The 17,127-nt window shown below is 47.2% G+C and carries 15 protein-coding genes and 1 tRNA gene; 4 read left to right on the top strand and 12 right to left on the bottom strand.

From position 1 onward, the window contains the following. The first annotated feature begins 90 nt into the window (after positions 1-90). Genes JNN12_00520 through JNN12_00510 form a run of 3 tightly spaced genes read left to right on the top strand, consistent with a single transcriptional unit; the run spans position 91 to position 3,334 of the window. A complete protein-coding gene (locus tag JNN12_00520) occupies positions 91-564 on the top strand; it encodes a hypothetical protein (protein MBL7976791.1) in 474 nt (157 codons plus the stop codon). A gap of 13 nt (positions 565-577) precedes the next feature. Next, complete coding sequence (locus tag JNN12_00515; GenBank protein MBL7976790.1) at positions 578-2,818, top strand: TonB-dependent receptor; 2,241 nt, start codon at positions 578-580, stop codon at positions 2,816-2,818. Positions 2,819-2,848: 30 nt separating this feature from the next. After that, positions 2,849-3,334, top strand: a complete 486-nt coding sequence (locus JNN12_00510) for a YdeI/OmpD-associated family protein (protein ID MBL7976789.1) — start codon at positions 2,849-2,851, stop codon at positions 3,332-3,334. A 4-nt stretch (positions 3,335-3,338) separates the two neighbouring features. Here the strand turns inward: JNN12_00510 and JNN12_00505 are convergent, their stop codons facing one another. The 11 genes from JNN12_00505 to JNN12_00455 all read right to left on the bottom strand — a co-directional run bounded on the left by JNN12_00505 (position 3,339) and on the right by JNN12_00455 (position 16,129). After that, complete coding sequence (locus tag JNN12_00505) at positions 3,339-3,785, bottom strand: YeeE/YedE family protein (protein MBL7976788.1); 447 nt, start codon at positions 3,783-3,785, stop codon at positions 3,339-3,341. Between the two features lies 1 nt (position 3,786). After that, positions 3,787-4,359 (bottom strand): YeeE/YedE family protein, encoded by a 573-nt coding sequence (locus JNN12_00500; protein MBL7976787.1) that lies wholly within the window; start codon positions 4,357-4,359, stop codon positions 3,787-3,789. A gap of 162 nt (positions 4,360-4,521) precedes the next feature. Then, positions 4,522-8,760 carry a DNA-directed RNA polymerase subunit beta' gene (rpoC, locus tag JNN12_00495; protein ID MBL7976786.1) on the bottom strand — a complete coding sequence of 1,413 codons (4,239 nt, stop codon included), beginning with the start codon at positions 8,758-8,760 and terminating at the stop codon, positions 4,522-4,524. A 79-nt stretch (positions 8,761-8,839) separates the two neighbouring features. Continuing rightward, positions 8,840-12,670 (bottom strand): DNA-directed RNA polymerase subunit beta, encoded by a 3,831-nt coding sequence (rpoB, locus tag JNN12_00490; protein ID MBL7976785.1) that lies wholly within the window; start codon positions 12,668-12,670, stop codon positions 8,840-8,842. A gap of 234 nt (positions 12,671-12,904) precedes the next feature. After that, the gene (rplL, locus tag JNN12_00485) at positions 12,905-13,291 is read right to left on the bottom strand and encodes a 50S ribosomal protein L7/L12 (GenBank protein MBL7976784.1); all 387 of its coding nucleotides are present in this window, start codon (positions 13,289-13,291) and stop codon (positions 12,905-12,907) included. Positions 13,292-13,382: 91 nt separating this feature from the next. Continuing rightward, positions 13,383-13,898, bottom strand: a complete 516-nt coding sequence (locus JNN12_00480) for a 50S ribosomal protein L10 (GenBank protein ID MBL7976783.1) — start codon at positions 13,896-13,898, stop codon at positions 13,383-13,385. 30 nt (positions 13,899-13,928) lie between these two features. Next, a complete protein-coding gene (locus JNN12_00475; GenBank protein MBL7976782.1) occupies positions 13,929-14,636 on the bottom strand; it encodes a 50S ribosomal protein L1 in 708 nt (235 codons plus the stop codon). Between the two features lie 76 nt (positions 14,637-14,712). Next, positions 14,713-15,147, bottom strand: coding sequence for a 50S ribosomal protein L11 (gene rplK, locus JNN12_00470; protein ID MBL7976781.1), 435 nt, complete (start codon positions 15,145-15,147; stop codon positions 14,713-14,715). A gap of 81 nt (positions 15,148-15,228) precedes the next feature. Continuing rightward, complete coding sequence (nusG, locus tag JNN12_00465) at positions 15,229-15,786, bottom strand: transcription termination/antitermination factor NusG (GenBank protein MBL7976780.1); 558 nt, start codon at positions 15,784-15,786, stop codon at positions 15,229-15,231. Between the two features lie 56 nt (positions 15,787-15,842). Beyond that, positions 15,843-16,034, bottom strand: coding sequence for a preprotein translocase subunit SecE (gene secE, locus JNN12_00460; protein MBL7976779.1), 192 nt, complete (start codon positions 16,032-16,034; stop codon positions 15,843-15,845). Between the two features lie 24 nt (positions 16,035-16,058). Continuing rightward, a tRNA-Trp gene (locus tag JNN12_00455) sits at positions 16,059-16,129 on the bottom strand. Positions 16,130-16,593: 464 nt separating this feature from the next. On the opposite strand from JNN12_00455, the gene JNN12_00450 reads away from it, so the two are divergent. Beyond that, a complete protein-coding gene (locus JNN12_00450) occupies positions 16,594-16,845 on the top strand; it encodes a hypothetical protein (protein MBL7976778.1) in 252 nt (83 codons plus the stop codon). A 141-nt stretch (positions 16,846-16,986) separates the two neighbouring features. On the opposite strand, the gene tuf is transcribed toward JNN12_00450, so the two are convergent. Further along, a partial coding sequence (tuf, locus tag JNN12_00445) for an elongation factor Tu (GenBank protein ID MBL7976777.1) occupies positions 16,987-17,127 on the bottom strand: 141 nt, incomplete at its 5' end.

The following is a 17,127-nucleotide window of genomic DNA, read 5'->3' as shown; positions in this document are numbered from 1 at the left end:
CCAAGAATATAACTTCAAGCTGAACTTAAAACGGATCATGGTTTTTGAATTTTGACCGTTTAAGCCTCCTCTAATCATGAAGGAACGATCATGAACCGAATTTATCTCGTTTTACTGGTTTTCTTCGCTGTCATTTCCGGCTGCGACCACGGGTTTCAGCCACCGGAGCGGGGAAAAATTTCTGGAACCATTTTTTTCAAAGGGAAATGGCCCCCTGCAGAAGAAGTCCGTGCGTTGTATTTTGGTGCAGCACCATTTACTCCCTGTTCGGTGGATGATATTGTGGCACGTTTCAGTGAAGTTGCCCTCAGCAACGACCTCAAGGCATCGGGCACAGACATCTCACAATCCACTTTTAGCATTAGCGATGTAAACCCCGGTGTTTATGTGTATTCTGGGGTTTATATGCAATATGGCCCGACGGTCTTGGAGATAAAACCAGTAGGGATATTTACGGAAAACAATGGTACTTTCATCGTGTCCTCTGGCCAAACCGCCGAGATTAGCCTTACGGTAGATTTTAATCAATTCCCCCCTTTTCCACCGACTTCCTGTCCCCAATAAAACCCCATACAACATGAACTTACGTTTCCTTTTTTTGGTGTTCTTCGGGGTTATGTACTTTGGCCATACACCCCTCCTTGCACAATCGGCCACTTTTTCCGGGACGGTTCAGACGGAAGATGGGAAGCCTTTTCCTGGCGCCACCATTCGGCTATCCGGCACCGGATATGGAGCTGTTTCTGACATAAACGGCCATTTTATCGTAAGATCCGTTTCGCCGAATGTCTATCAGGTCATCGTTTCGGCAGTGGGATACCTTACCCAAAAAGAAACCATCTCGCTAAAAGTTGGAGAAACCTTGTTACGTACCTACCGCTTACGGGAAGAATCCATGCAAACCGACGAGGTGGTCATCACAGCAGCCCGCCGCGAACAACTGAACTCCGAAGCACCTGTAAGTATCGCCGTACTCGGCGCAAAAGACATCGAGGTCAGGAATATTGTTCAATTAGATGATGCCCTTCGCTATACACCCGGCGTCCAACTATCAGATAACCAAGTAAATGTGCGTGGTTCCACTGGTTTTTCATATGGCGTAGGTAGTCGTATCCAGTTTTTGGTGGATGGCGTGCCAATGCTCAATGCCGATACCGGAGGAATTGCCTTTAATCTTGTTCCTACCGCCCAAATAAAACAGGTTGAAGTCATCAAAGGGCCTGGATCCGCCCTCTATGGAGGAGGGGCTTTGGGTGGCGTCATCAACGTAATCACCAAAGACTTTCCGGAAAAACCCGAAACATCCTTCAGAAGTTATGCAGGCGTTCACCCACCCGTGCGGTACACCGAATGGAAACAAAGTTGGACAGGTAGCCAACGAAACCGCTATTTTTGGGGCGCTAACATCAGTCGTTCCGAACAAGTTACACCCAAATTAGGCTATTGGGTGAACGTGAACTACGCCCAAACCGAAGGCTATTTCCAAAATTCGGATGGGTACGAAGGGTATCTCGCCGCAAAGTTAGGCTACCAATTTAGTAGCCGACTCAAAACAGAGACCCTCGTCACCAGTAGCCTCACCCACAAAAACGGCTTTGTTTATTGGGCTAGTGGACGCGATGCCCTACGGGTCGCCAAAACCAGCCTGCTCAATGGTAGCTCCGACAATGAAGTCCGGCGCTTGGCCATATTACCCGTTTTTACCTTTTTGGTGAATCCATCTGTTTTTATCTCCCTCAAAAACCGTTTTTATGGCGGAACTACCATCCCCATCTGGAATGGCGCACTGGTGGAGCGGGATCAATGGACAACGGGGGTACGATTTGGGAGCGAACTCCAGGCCAACATAGACCTAAAGGCAAAACGATACCTCATCTTCGGAGCGGGGTTCGATCAAAATGCCACCAATTCAAAGCGGTTCTTTGGCGGGGATGATACCAATTTTGCCCAACCGGAATGGGCCGTATTCGGGCAATACGAACAACAACTTTTAAAAAAAATCAACTTGGTGGCTGGGTTTAGATTGGATCGCTACGAGATCTCATCTACCGACGTCGTACAACGGTTCAGCCCTAAATTTAATGTGTCTTATACCTTGAATCCAGCGCTTAATCTTCGGGTGGCTTGGGGCTATGGCTTCCGCGTGCCGGGGATCACCGAACGATATGTGAACAATAGCGAATTCTTGCCTGTGATTCCTAATACCCAATTGCGCCCTGAAATATCGAATGGCTACGAAGCAGGTTTAAAAGGCTTTTTTGCATTGCCTATCGAGGACTGGGGAGGACAATACGATGTGGCGGCTTTTAGCAACCAATACACGGATCTGGTAGAACCCAAATTTCAAAACAATGCCCGTGCCTTCCAATTTGTTAACCTAACCAAAGGACAAATCAATGGCGTAGATGCCTCGGTAAGTGCCGGACGTAAAGATGGCCGATTGTTATTTAACCTCGCTTATTTATTATTAGACGGCAAGGACCGGTCCGATCCAAACAATATTTTGCCACTGAATTATCGTTCCAAACACTTGCTCCAAGCCTCTATCTCGGTTTCACCCCTTCAACGGTTAGAAGTAGGTTTAGACTTCCGATATGCTTCTGCATTTGAACGGGTAGATTCCGATTTTGGCAACTTCATCCCCGATGCCACCCTCCACCTTCCTATTAAAGTCTGGGATGCCCGCCTCCGCTACGATTTTGGTAAAATACAAATATCGCTATTGGCCAAAAATGCTGGCGAATATTATTACATGGAACGCCCAGCCATTTTGGCGCCTACCCGTAATTTCATCCTACAACTTCAAGGGAATTTATAGGCATAAATTGAATCATCAACAAAGTAATTTATGTTTGCCTTTGGAGCACCATTAGACCTAATAGGTATCAATCCATATGTTTTGGTGCCAGAGGCGATCCTTCTGGAATTATTTTTCCAAGCGGGTAAACACAAAGGACCTATTCCGGTCTGTGGGACGATCAGTGGCAAACCCTTTCTGCAAACCTTGGTACGCTACAGCGGTGCTTGGCGACTGTACGTCAATGAAAAAATGTTGCTAAAATCCCCTAAGCGTATTGGCGAAATTGTTCATCTTACCCTTTCTTATGACCCCAGCGACCGATCTATCCTCCCGCATCCAGAATTGGTAGCTGCCTTAGATGAGAATCCTTCGGCTAAATTGGGCTTTAACCAGTTGACACCCTCTCGAAAAAAAGAAATTATCCGCTACATTGCAGCCCTGAAGTCGGAAGAAAGTATCCGTAGAAATGTAAAAAGGGCAATCCGGTTCCTTTTGGGACAAGAGCGGTTTATCGGGCGAGATACGCCTTTATAAGCATTTACCCCCCTACCAATTGGTGATGAAACCGCGCAAAAACCTTCGTTCCGACCAGTGCCGACACAGCTACAACGGCCATTGACCAAATGCCATGCCCCAGTAAAACAAAAACGGGACCTGGACAAGCCCCTGTTAACGCCCAGCCCAGCCCGAAAATCGCACCGCCCACCAAATAACGGGTGTTAAATCTCCCATGTTGCCCTTTCTGTTCCGGCACCACCACCTTTCCAAATACATCTTTTACCTTAAACCGCTTAATCATAAACGTAAAGAAGGCCCCAAAACCAATAGCCGTCCCTATAATACCATACATATGGAATGATTGGAAATGGAACATCTCCTGAATCCGGAACCAAGAAACGGCCTCACTTTTGGTCATCACAATGCCAAACCACACACCCACAAAGAGGTAATACACCCAACGAAAAAAAGAAGATTGATACCACATATCACAACCTGAACAAAATGGGTAAAACAAACCAAGATCCCAAAAGACCGCCGATAAAAAAGCCAAGTACGGCCACCAGAGACGGGAACTGAAAATTAGACAAGCCAGCAATGGCATGACCCGAAGTACACCCATTGGCATACCGTGTGCCAAAACCAATTAAAAAACCACCCAGAACCAAAACCAAGATGCCTTTTATTGAAAACAAAAAGTCCGTCTCAAGCAGAAAAGCGGGGCTAAGTTCACTTCCGGTTTGAATGCCCCACTGCGCGACTAATTGGGTTGCTGCAACCGAAAGCTGCATTTGATGTGGATTTAAATATACCGATGCCAACCATCCGCCCAATACCGCTCCCAAGAGCATCGTTAGATTCCATAACCCTTCCTGCTTCCAATCGTACCGTAAATAGTCATCTTTACCAGGTATAATGGCTGCACACATATGTCTGAAGTTCCGTGAAATACCAAAGGGTTTCCCTTCATAAAACGCCAATAACGGTATCAAAAGGGCTATCATAAAGCCCGATACATACCACGGCCACGGCTGAGACAACCAAGCTATTAATCCTTGCATTTTCTGTTAACTGGTTATATTGATGTCATTCGGAATAATATTGCAACTTACACCAACCAATCTTTGGTTATTATTCCATTTTGTTATAACGAAGTTACCAAAAAGAAAAAAAGTGCCGCCTCTGTAAAGAAGCGACACTTTGTCAATATCGGGCTGCATGGCTTAGCCGATGAGTTCGGCCGAGCGTACCGTTTCGGTTTCCGCTTTTGACGAAACAAGCAAATCCCGATACTTACGAACACCCGTACCAGCAGGCACCAAATGGCCTACAATTACGTTTTCTTTGAGGCCGCGCAGGTGATCGGTCTTGGCCTGAACAGCCGCAAGTGTCAATACCTTTGTGGTTTCTTGGAAAGATGCCGCCGAGATAAAGGAATCAGTCGTCAATGAAGCCTGGGTAATACCCAATAATGTTGGTGTTGCTACAGCCTGACGGGCTTCGCGAACAACCGGCAATTGTTTATCAAGGCGCTTCATTTCCGATGTATGCTCACGTAGCCGCTTTCGGTCTATGATTTCGCCGATTTTAAGCAATGTATCTCCCGGCTCTTCTACCACAAATTTATCAAACAAGTGGTTGTTCACTTCTTCCAATTCAAAGCGATCTACCAAATCCTCGTCCAAGAAATCGGTATCACCCGGATCTACGATGGTCACTTTTTGCATCATCTGACGCACAATGACTTCGATATGTTTGTCACTGATGGTTACCCCTTGAAGACGATACACTTCCTGAATTTCATTCACCAAATACGACTGCACAGCAAAAGAGCCTTTGATGCGCAAGATGTCTTGTGGGGAAACCTGACCATCCGAGAGAGGATCGCCAGCATGTACATAGTCATTCTCAAAGACCAAAAGGTGCTTAGACAATGGCACCAAATACGTGCGTGAGATAGAACCATCTCGACTGGTGATGACCACTTCCTGTGCCCCACGTTTCCGTTGACCAAAAGTTACTTCACCATCAATTTCAGAAACGACCGCCCCATCCGTAGGCTGGCGTGCTTCAACAAGTTCCGTTACCCGAGGAAGACCGCCCGTGATATCCCCCGTCCGTGCTGTTTGACGGAAAATCTTGGCCAGTACTTGCCCAGACTGTACAAATTCACCTTCGCGAACCTGAATACGAGCACGGACTGGCATCGAGTACTCACGCAATTTACCGTCTTCTGCCGTAACATTGACGGCCGGGGTGAGGTTTCTTTCACGCCCTTCCGTTACAATAATGTCGCTATTTCCTGTTTGCTCATCCGACTCCACCTTATAGGTCGTCCCATCAATCAGGTCTTGGTAGGCCACAATCCCGTTTGTTTCCGAGATAATAAGGCTGTTAAAGGCATCCCATTGGGCAAGAATTTGGCCTTCTTCGACTAACTGACCATCTTCAACCAATAATTCTGAACCATATGGAATCAAACTGGACATCAGGTGTCTTCCACCGTCATCCACAATTCGGATTTCGCCAGAACGACCCAAAACAATCATCCGAGGGCCATTGCCATCATCATATTCCACACTGCGCATGTTCTCAAACTCTACTTTTCCACCAAAACGTGCAGAGAGGGCACTTTCGGCAGCAATACGTCTTGCTGCGCCCCCAATGTGGAAGGTACGGAGGGTCAACTGGGTTCCAGGCTCCCCTACCGATTGTGCGGCCACAACCCCTACGGCTTCTCCGGTTTCCGCCAATCGCCCAGAAGACAAATTACGCCCGTAACACAGGGCACACACCCCACGACGCGACTCACAGGTCAAGACAGAACGGATTTCCACCGTCTCAATAGAGGTATTCCCAATCAGGGCGGCAGCCTGTTCGTTGATCATTTCATTGGCACGCACCAAGACATCACCTGTCAACGGATCCTCCACATCATGTACCGAGACGCGCCCAACAATCCGATCTTCGAGTTTTTCAATGATATCTTCATTGTCCTTAATGGCCGAAATCGGAATACCACGCAAGGTTCCGCAGTCATGGTGGGTAATCGTCACGTCCTGCGCAACATCCACCAGACGGCGGGTTAGATAACCAGCATCTGCCGTTTTAAGGGCTGTATCTGCCAAACCCTTCCGTGCACCGTGCGTAGAAATAAAGTATTCCAATACCGAAAGTCCTTCTTTAAAGTTGGAAACAATCGGATTTTCGATAATTTCACCTGCACCGCCAGAAAGGTTTTTTTGTGGTTTAGCCATAAGACCACGCATACCACCCAATTGTCGAATCTGCTCTTGAGAACCCCGTGCACCCGAGTGGGCCATCATATAAATGGCATTAAACCCATGGCGGTCTTTTTCAAGGGTTTCATACAAGACCTCAGAAACCTTATTGTTTGTTCTGGTCCAAACGTCAATAACCTTGTTATACCGTTCATTATCGGTAATGAAGCCCATTTCATACTGACCCCGCACTTCCGAAACCTCGTCGTGGGCCTTATCAATCAATTCATGCTTCAGATTCGGGATAACAATGTCCGAAATCGAGAACGACAATCCCCCCCGCATTGCACGGTGGAATCCCATATTCTTCACATTGTCGAGGAAGGTTGCCGTACCCTTAAATCCGGTTGACGCAAATACCCGACCAATGATGTTCCGGAGATTCTTTTTTGTCAGAACCTCGTTCACATACCCCAATTCTGTAGGAACGATCTGGTTAAAGAGGGCCCGCCCAACAGTAGTTTCAATAAATTTGCCCGGTCCCAGCCGAAGCGAAATCTTTGTATGCAATTTCACCACCCCATGATCGAACGCTTGCACTACTTCTTTGGTGTCCGAGAACGTCATGCCTTCGCCCACTTCGCCAGGAAGTAACTTGGTCATGTAATACATACCCAAAACCATGTCTTGGCTCGGTACGGCAATAGGGCCGCCATGCGCTGGACTGAGGATATTATGCGAGGAAAGCATCAATGTCATCGCCTCCAGACAAGCATCGTGCGAAAGCGGTACGTGAACCGCCATCTGGTCGCCGTCGAAGTCCGCGTTAAAAGCCGTACAGACCAATGGGTGCAGTCGAATCGCCTTTCCTTCAATCAACGTTGGCTGGAAAGCTTGGATACCCAAGCGGTGCAGCGTGGGTGCACGGTTCAACATAACCGGATGGCCGTCAATCACTTTTTCCAAAATGTCCCATACATCCGGCGTGCGACGATCCACCACTTTTTTAGCACTCTTCACCGTTTTTACGATCCCACGTTCAATCAAGCGCCGGATAACAAAAGGCTTAAACAATTCTACGGCCATTTCTTTCGGAAGGCCACATTCATGCAATTGCAATTCCGGACCAACCACGATAACAGAACGACCGGAGTAATCCACCCGCTTACCAAGCAGGTTCTGGCGGAAGCGCCCACTTTTCCCCTTCAGCATATCCGAAAGTGATTTCAAGGCGCGGTTAGAGTCGCTCCGAACGGCATTTGCCTTCCGCGAATTATCGAACAACGAATCTACTGCCTCCTGCAGCATTCGCTTTTCATTCCGTAAAATAACTTCAGGCGCCTTGATTTCAATCAAACGCTTTAAGCGGTTATTCCGAATGATCACCCGGCGATACAAGTCGTTCAGATCGGAGGTTGCAAAGCGCCCTCCCTCAAGCGGTACCAAAGGCCGAAGTTCCGGCGGAATCACTGGAATCGCACGCATCACCATCCATTCCGGACGGTTTTCTCGCTTTTTATTCGCCTCGCGGAAAAACTGAGCCACTTTCAACCGCTTTAAAGCTTCTTGCTTGCGTTGTTGACTTGTTTCTTCCCGTGCCTCCGTTTTTAACTCCACCACCATTTTGTCTAAGTCCACCATTCTGAGCAAATGCTCTACGGCGTCCCCACCAATTTTGGCGATGAATTTGCGCGGATCCGAGTCTTCCAGCAAGTGGTTATCTTCGGGCACTTTGTACTGAAGGTCAAAATAGTCGTCCTCCGAGAGCAATTGATTGTTATCAATCCCAAACTCCCGTGCAGAACCAGCCTGTATCACGATATAATTCTCGTAATAGATGACCTTATCCAAATCTTTGGTCTTGATTCCGAGCAAATTCCCGATTTTATTCGGCAAACTGCGAAAGTACCAAATATGAACAACAGGGACACTGAGTTGGATGTGTCCCATACGTTCACGACGAACGGCTTTCTGGGTTACTTCAACCCCACATCGGTCACAGATAATGCCTTTATAGCGAATACGCTTGTATTTGCCACAATGACATTCCCAGTCCTTAATTGGACCAAAAATCTTTTCGCAAAACAAACCGTCTTTTTCCGGCTTGAACGAGCGATAATTAATGGTTTCCGGCTTTAAGACTTCTCCATAGCTCCGTTCCAGAATGCTTTCTGGTGACGAGAGGCTGACGGTCATCGTACTAAAGCTCTTTTTGAGTTTTTGTTGCTTGGTATAAGCCATATTCGGAGTCCCGATTTTAGCGTCCAGCTTTTAGTGAAACCAACCAGTACAATGAAGTTCATTGCACTGGTCGAAGCGCTCAATCAATATCAATTTCCAATCCCAATCCCTGCAACTCTCGAACCAATACATTAAAGGATTCGGGCACATTAGGTTCAGGCATATTCTCACCTTTCACAATGGCTTCATAGACCTTAGAACGGCCTTGAACATCATCGGACTTTACGGTAAGCATTTCTTGTAACACGTTGGCAGCCCCATAGGCATATAACGCCCACACTTCCATTTCCCCAAAACGTTGACCCCCAAATTGTGCCTTACCTCCCAGTGGTTGCTGGGTGATCAGGCTATAAGGCCCAATGCTACGGGCATGGATTTTATCATCTACCAAGTGCGAAAGTTTGAGCATATAGATGACGCCAACCGTGGTCTTTTGATCAAAAGGCTCTCCGGTTAAGCCATCATAGAGCTGTACACGGCTGTCATTGGGCAATTTGGCCAAATCCAATTCCGATACCACGTCTTCCAACTTGGCTCCATCAAAAATAGGGGTTGCATATTTAATGCCCATTTTTTGGCCTGCCCATCCCAACATCGTTTCCAGAATCTGCCCAAGGTTCATCCGACTGGGAACCCCCAATGGGTTCAAAACGATATCCACGGGAGTTCCATCTTCGAGGAATGGCATGTCTTCCTGAGGCAGGATTTTAGAGACAATCCCTTTATTACCGTGGCGGCCTGCCATCTTATCACCTACCTGAAGTTTACGCTTCTTGGCGACATACACTTTTGCAAGCTGCACGATACCCGGTGGAAGTTCATCCCCCATCTGAATCCGGTGTTTCTCCCGCTTCGCATCGCCCGTAATATCGTTCAGTTTAATCTGGTAATTCCAAATTAATTGACGAACCAACTGATTGACCTTCGGATCGTCGGTGAAGCCGCGCTGGGTATTCAGGTTCATCGGTTCCTCATTCATCAGGGGCGACAACGTAATGCGCCCGCCTTTCGGAATGATCACCTCTCCTGTCTTACGCTCAATTCCACCAGACGTCTTCCCATCCACCAACTTAGAAAGTTTGTTAAAGAAAGAACTTTGTAACTTCCTTAGGTCACGATCCATTTGGGTGTCAATTTTTTCCAACTGCTGCTGCTCTGTCTTCTTTGCTACTGCGTCGGCAGCTTTACGGCGTGAAAACAGATTGGTACTAATGACCACCCCATTCATGCCGGGACTGGCCTTCAGCGAGGCATCTTTTACATCACCCGCTTTATCCCCAAAAATGGCACGCAACAATTTTTCTTCCGGCGTCGGGTCGGTCTCTCCTTTAGGGGTAATCTTACCCACCACAATATCCCCAGCCTTAACCTCGGCACCTACCCGAATAATCCCACGCTCGTCCAAGTCTTTGGTCGCTTCTTCCGAGATGTTCGGAATTTCACGGGTCAGTTCTTCTTCGCCACGCTTTGTGTCCCGGACTTGTAATTCAAACTGCTCAATGTGAATAGAGGTATAAATATCGTCTCTAACCACTTTTTCCGAAATCACAATGGCGTCCTCAAAGTTATAGCCTCGCCAAGGCATAAATGCCACAACGACATTCTGACCCAGTGCCAACTCACCCTTTTGGGTTGACTGTGTATCGGCCAAGATAGTCCCTTTTACTACAGGCTGGCCCGCTTTCACAATCGGACGCTGGTTTAGACAAGTGTCTTGGTTCGTGCGTAGGAATTTGATGAGGTGATACGTTTTATCCGAATTCTCGAACGAAACTTGTTCATCCTCCTCTTCTCGTTCATAAGTCACTACAATCCGGGTAGCGTCCACAAATTTCACAATCCCTTTGCCTTCCGCCACAATCACGGCACGTGAGTCGCGTGCAACCCGTTCTTCTAATCCAGTTCCTACAATCGGGGAATTAGGACGAAGCAATGGTACTGCCTGACGTTGCATGTTCGAACCCATCAACGCACGGTTCGCATCATCATGCTCCAAGAATGGAATCAGACTTGCCGCAGGCGATACAATCTGATTCGGCGCAACATCCATATACTGTATATCCGCTGGTCGCTCCAAAGGAAAGTCACCCGACTTCCGGCACTTCACAAACTCTGTCAAGAAGTTACCTGCATCATCAATTTGCGCATTGGCCTGCGCAATAACAGCATTATCTTCTTGCTCAGCGGTCAAATACACAATCTCATCCGAAACCACCCCATCCCGAACAATCCGATACGGCGTCTCGATGAAACCAAAATCATTCACCCGTGCATGAACACAAAGGGAAGAAATCAAACCAATGTTCGGGCCTTCCGGCGTCTCAATCGGACATAAACGGCCATAGTGGGTATAGTGAACGTCACGTACCTCAAAACCAGCCCGTTCCCGCGTAAGACCACCAGGACCCAAGGCCGACATCCGCCGCTTGTGTGTCAGTTCAGACAGCGGATTGGTCTGATCCATAAACTGACTCAGCTGGTTTGTCCCGAAGAACGTATTGATCACACTCGATACCGTCCGGGCATTCACCAAATCTTGAGGAGTGAAATTCTCGGCATCACGCAGGTTCATCCGCTCCTTTATAGTCCGCGCCATCCGTGCAAGCCCCAAAGAAAACTGTGCCGCCAATTGTTCACCAACCGTTCGTACACGGCGGTTGCCGAGGTGGTCAATATCATCCACCGATGAACGATTGTTTTGTAAATTCAGCAATTCTCGTATAATCGAGACAATATCTTCCTTGGTCAGTACCAGCGTATCAGGATCTATGTCTTGCTTCAAACGGCTATTGATCCGATAACGACCCACCTCTCCCAAGTCGTACCGCTTTTCAGAAAAGAAGAGTCGCTCCAAAACAGTCCGAGCCGCTTCTTCATCTGGCGCCTCACTGCCACGCAATTGCTCATAAATGTATTCTAGCGCTTGCTTTTCATTCGTCGTGGGATCTTTCCGCAAAGTCTTCAATAACGAAGATTTATCAATTTCTTCAGATTGATCCTCTTTAAGGAGGTAAATTCGGTCTATGTCATAATTTCGGATCACATCAAAATCACTGTCCTTCAACTGAGTATCCGCAGCAATTAAAACACTGCGCTCAATTTTCTCCGAAACCACCTCTCCTGTATCCTCATCTATCACTTCGGTTTTTGCTTCAACCGCAATGTCAGCAGCCAGCATTCGCCCAACGCATGGCGAGAACGAGGCCATGTCGGTCAAAAACACTTCGTCCGCAAGATCAAACAAGCGAAGAATGGAAGCATCCGACGAAAACCCAAGCGCCCGTAACAACGTCGTAACAGGTAATTTTTTCTTGCGGTCTATATATGCCCAAAGCAGATTGGACACGTCGGTGGTAAATTCTACCCACGATCCACGAAACGGGATGACCCTAGCAGAATATAAGGTAGTTCCATTTGGGTGTTGAGACTGACCGAAGAATACACCCGGAGAACGGTGCAACTGCGATACAATAACCCGCTCGGCGCCATTGATAATAAACGTTGCTCGGTTTGTCATTGCAGGCAAATTGCCTAAATAGACTTCAGACTCGATGGCTTCTTCTGCCTCGTCTTCGTCTTCGTCTTCATTCGACGACAGGCGCAAGCGGGCCTTCAGGGGAACCGCAAAGGTGAGACCCTGCTCAATACATTCCTCGATGGTGTGCTTGGGCGGGTCTAATGAATAGTGGATAAATTCCAAAATGGAGCGCTCCCGGCTGTCTTGAATCGGAAAGTGCTCGAGGAACACCTTCTGCAAACCCGCATTTTTGCGGTCTTCCGGGGCACAATCAGCCTGAACAAACTCTTCGAACGACCGAAATTGCACATCCAAAAAATCTGGATATTCCAAGATATTCCGAACCCGTGCAAAAGTCTTTCGTTTGGGTGTGTTCAAGCCGTTCAACGACATGGTTGAGTTTTCTGCCATTGATAACATCTCCCTATTTTTGATAACCTGTGATCGCAGGCCACCAATGCCATGAATAGGATATCGTGTTGTTTAAGACGGGCATTCCGCCTAAACAGGTTGTATTACGCAGGAAAAGCCGACTCCGCGGGATAGAATTTTCCTCCACAACAGAGCCGGCCTGAAGCTTATGATGATAAAGAACGTACGAAAATATCCTGTATCAAATCATATGCCTTATTTCATTTCAACAACACCACCTGCTGCTTCAAGGGTTTTCTTCAACTCTTCGGCTTCGCCTTTAGAGATGGCACTCTTGAGCGTGCTCGGGGTTTGATCTACCAACGCTTTGGCTTCTGCCAGACCGAGGCCGCTAACCGCACCACGAACAACTTTGATCACTTCAACCTTCTTAGCATCTGGCTTAAGGCCCGTGAGGATCACATCAAATTCTGTTTGTTCTTCTACTGGAGCCGCTTCGGCTGCAACAGCAGGACCCGCAACCGCTACCGCAGCAGCAGCTGGCTTAATGCCATAATCGGCTTCCAGAATTTGAGATAGTTCGTTGGCTTCTTTGATGGTAAGGCTGACTAACTGTTCAGCCAAGGCTTTTAAATCTGCCATTTTGGTTTCTCCTGCCGGGGTCTTTGCTTTCGCTACCCGGCAAATTAAGGTTTATGAGGTTATAAGAGGATAGGCGAACCCACCCCGTTGGTTAGTTTTCTTTTTCAGAAATTGTTTTCAGGATGCCCATGATGTTCGAGCCACCCGACTGCAACGCACCTACCACGTGAGTGATCGGAGAGAGCAACAAGCCAACAATTTCACCGATCAACTCGTCTTTGGACTTGAGTGTGGTCAGGGCTTCGAGATGTGAACTCTCAAAAACCGCACCATCTACGTAAGCAACCTTAAACTGGAGCTTATCGTTGGTTTTGATGAAGTCTTTTAGTACACGTGCAGGAGCTGCAGGATCGGATGTAAACGCGACCGCCGTTGTGCCATTTAGGAAGGTATATACCCCTTCGTATCCGCCCAAACTGTCCATAGCACGGCGTACAAAAGTATTTTTCAGCACCTTAAACTCGATGCCAGCAGCGCGAAATTTATTTCGCAAATCATTGGATTGGGAAACGGTCATTCCCTGAAAACTCGTAAGGTAAACCGCATTCGAGTTCTTTAGACGCTCGGTGATTTCCTCGATGACGACCGCTTTATCTTCCTTTTTCATAGTTGAATTCCTCGGTTGATCAGGTTAACATTAACGGATGGTGTTGACGGCTTCGTTACGGTCTATCGCAACACCGGGACCCATCGTAGAAGAAAGCGTGACCGACTTTACGTAGGTACCTTTAGACGAAGATGGACGCAACCGTATTACTTCGCGGATAAAGGCTTCTGCATTTTCTTTCAGTGCAGCGTTCGCGAACGACTTTTTACCGATACCCGTGTGTAAGTTCCCAAATTTATCCACCCGGAAGTCAACCTTACCAGCTTTGGCCGCTTGAACCGCGCCTACAACATCATTTGTAACGGTTCCGGTTCGTGGGGAAGGCATCAAGCCTCTTGGACCCAAAATCCGCGCAATCCGTCCCAATTGTGGCATGACGTCGGGCGTTGCAATCACCACATCTACATCTGTCCACCCTTCCTGAATTTTCTGAATATACTCGTCCAATCCCACAAAGTCGGCACCTGCATTTTTAGCATCGTTCCACAACCCTTCTTTGGTCAGTACAAGAATTCGAACAGTTTTCCCTGTTCCATGTGGTAACATGACGGAGCCACGTACCATTTGATCTGCATGACGCGGGTCAACCCCCAGCCGAATGTCCACACGAATAGATTCGTCGAACTTGGCGGTTGCTGTTTGTTTTACCAGTTCTATGGCTTTTTCCAGACCAACTGGCATTTCTACGTTACCCAACACTTCCAAGGCTTTTTGGTAACGTTTTCCTTTTTTTGCCATTTTTTTGACAGGTTATGCGGTTCTTGCGCCTCCTGCATATTGCATTTAGGCTCCCGCAAGTGAAGAAAACTAATACTTATTCTGGAACACCTGATACATTCACCCCCATCGAACGGGCGGTGCCTGCAACTTGTTTGGCTTTTGCTTCTAAGCTAGAGCCACCCATATCTTTTTCTTTGGTCTTCGCGATTTCAAGGCATTGCTCCCAAGTAATCGTACCTACTTTATTACGCAATGGATCTGCAGCACCCGATTCAATGCCTGCCGCCTTCTTAATCAGAACGGGCGCAGGAGGGCTTTTCAGAATAAAGGTGAAAGACTTGTCACTGAACACCGTGATCACCACTGGGATCACATAGCCCACTTTGTCTTGCGTAGCAGCATTAAACTGCTTACAAAATTCCATGATATTTACCCCTTTTTGACCCAAGGCTGGCCCGATTGGCGGGGCTGGGTTGGCTTTGCCCGCTGCTACTTGCAGCTTAATGTAGCCGTCAATTTTTTTTGCCATAGTGCAACTTCGGTACAAACGCCCGTTTAGGCTCCCGATTTAATGTGATTGGTGTGGGGTTTTCCCCGTTATTAATGAAGTTTATGCTTCGTGTTCAATTTGTAGATAGTCCAATTCAAGCGGCGTTTTACGACCAAAAATGGAAACCATAACCCGTACTTTCATTTTGTCTGGGTGTACTTCTTCTACAAAGCCACTGAAATTATTAAAGGGGCCATCTATGACCTTTACCGCATCCCCGGCTTTAAACGGAATTTCAGGTTGTTCTCCTGCCTCCCGCACTTCTTTCATTTTACCCAATATCCGGGAAACTTCTTCAGGCCGTAACGGAGTGGGTTCCTTCCCTACATTTGGAAATCCAACCACCGATGCTAGACCCGTAATAACGTGAATCAGGTCATTATCCAGAATCGCCTCAATGAAAATATAGCCTGGAAAAAGGGTTTTCTCACGAGTACGCTTTTTGCCTGCCCGCATCTCAAAAATGGTCTCATTTGGGATCAATACATCCCCTACACGGTCTTCAATTCCCAAGCGCCGAAGTTCGGAAAGCAAATTTTCTTTCACCTTCTTCTCATGGCCTGAAAACGTGCGTACAACGTACCACTTTCGGCTTGTATTTGATGCGGATTCTTTCATACAAAGGGACTCTTTGCGCTTGTGGGAGGCAATCTAAACAGGAGGTCTTGCGGAATTCAGGAGAAAAACTTATAAAAGTTTTCCAAGATCAAACTAATGACCGAGTCTGCCGCAAACGTCAGAAAGGAAACCAATAAAATGGCAACCGTTACCACAATGGTGCTTTCAATAAGTTGTTCACGTGTAGGCCAACTAACTTTTTGAAGTTCTTTTAATACTTCTTGTAAATAGGTGCGTATGCGCTCCATAACTGATAACATATTTTGGTGTAGCACCGGCGGCAGGATTCGAACCCACACTAACGGTTTTGGAGACCGCTGTACTACCCTTATACTACGCCGGTGGGTATTTTTATGCAGAATGTTAATATAAGACGTTGCCCGTTTATATCCTATAACATACCGGGTGTAAATTACAATTTTTCCGTTTCTTTACAACAAAACCATCTTCTTCTTTGTGTCCTATCTGCTGGATTACCCCAAAAGCATATACGGAACCTCTTTCCACAAGGTGTACAATTTGGTGCTTTCTGGTTCCTACGATACGCGTCATGGTTAAATACGCCGTGGTGCTATCTCCCCGTGCCAGCAACGGACGCCCGTCACTGAACGTCAGCGTACCGGAAAATGGTACTCCATTCATATTGACCATTACAAACGCTTTGTTCAATAAAGCTTTATCCGAAATGGGACCTCCGGGCGGCAATCGCTTCAAAAAGACTTCCAGCCAATTACCCGTAGACATAAGCCTGGTGAAGCAATAACCATACCACGACGGCCAGCACCTCTTTCGAGCCCTTTTAATAAAATGCCTACGGTTGTTCCACGAGAGACCATTGGAACCTCACGCCCTTCAATTATCAACGCAGCAATTGTTGTCTTGAATGGTTTATCCGTACTGCCCACCAATTCTACCACATCCCCCACTCTGACGTTTCCTTCAACTACCGGACCTGTTAGTATCTTCTCCTTGCCCCGAAATATAAAACTGATCCTCGATGTGAATTACAAAAACAGGGTCATCCTGAGGGACTCCCCATTCGGACAATACCAAACCTAAAAACAAGCAAGCAACTGATACCGTAAACTGTACCTCCTTTTTCATGGGCATTTCCCTCGTGTTGATTGAAAGACTAAGTTTTGAACCATAAAAAAAGGGTGAAGGAAACTTCACCCTTTTTAAAGTCATTTCAATCAGTCTTTAATCAAGGATTTTGGATACCACACCAGCCCCAACGGTGCGTCCACCTTCGCGGATGGCAAAGCGGAGACCTACTTCCATCGCAATCGGTTGGATGAGATCCACCTTGAATTGGGTATTGTCACCAGGCATAATCATTTC

This window comes from Bacteroidetes Order II. bacterium (assembly GCA_016788705.1).
GTDB lineage: Bacteria > Bacteroidota > Rhodothermia > Rhodothermales > UBA2364 > UBA2364.
The sequence above is the reverse complement of the archived record's forward strand: the minus strand, read 5'-3'. Positions and strand labels throughout refer to the sequence as shown.

Coding starts and splice junctions, on each gene's coding strand:
- JNN12_00520 (MBL7976791.1), top strand. CDS start 91: ATGAACCGAATTTATCTCGTTTTACTGGTTTTCTTCGCTGTCATTTCC.
- JNN12_00515 (MBL7976790.1), top strand. CDS start 578: ATGAACTTACGTTTCCTTTTTTTGGTGTTCTTCGGGGTTATGTACTTT.
- JNN12_00510 (MBL7976789.1), top strand. CDS start 2,849: ATGTTTGCCTTTGGAGCACCATTAGACCTAATAGGTATCAATCCATAT.
- JNN12_00505 (MBL7976788.1), bottom strand. CDS start 3,785: ATGTGGTATCAATCTTCTTTTTTTCGTTGGGTGTATTACCTCTTTGTG.
- JNN12_00500 (MBL7976787.1), bottom strand. CDS start 4,359: ATGCAAGGATTAATAGCTTGGTTGTCTCAGCCGTGGCCGTGGTATGTA.
- rpoC (MBL7976786.1), bottom strand. CDS start 8,760: ATGGCTTATACCAAGCAACAAAAACTCAAAAAGAGCTTTAGTACGATG.
- rpoB (MBL7976785.1), bottom strand. CDS start 12,670: ATGTCGTTGAACGGCTTGAACACACCCAAACGAAAGACTTTTGCACGG.
- rplL (MBL7976784.1), bottom strand. CDS start 13,291: ATGGCAGATTTAAAAGCCTTGGCTGAACAGTTAGTCAGCCTTACCATC.
- JNN12_00480 (MBL7976783.1), bottom strand. CDS start 13,898: ATGAAAAAGGAAGATAAAGCGGTCGTCATCGAGGAAATCACCGAGCGT.
- JNN12_00475 (MBL7976782.1), bottom strand. CDS start 14,636: ATGGCAAAAAAAGGAAAACGTTACCAAAAAGCCTTGGAAGTGTTGGGT.
- rplK (MBL7976781.1), bottom strand. CDS start 15,147: ATGGCAAAAAAAATTGACGGCTACATTAAGCTGCAAGTAGCAGCGGGC.
- nusG (MBL7976780.1), bottom strand. CDS start 15,786: ATGAAAGAATCCGCATCAAATACAAGCCGAAAGTGGTACGTTGTACGC.
- secE (MBL7976779.1), bottom strand. CDS start 16,034: ATGGAGCGCATACGCACCTATTTACAAGAAGTATTAAAAGAACTTCAA.
- JNN12_00450 (MBL7976778.1), top strand. CDS start 16,594: ATGCCTACGGTTGTTCCACGAGAGACCATTGGAACCTCACGCCCTTCA.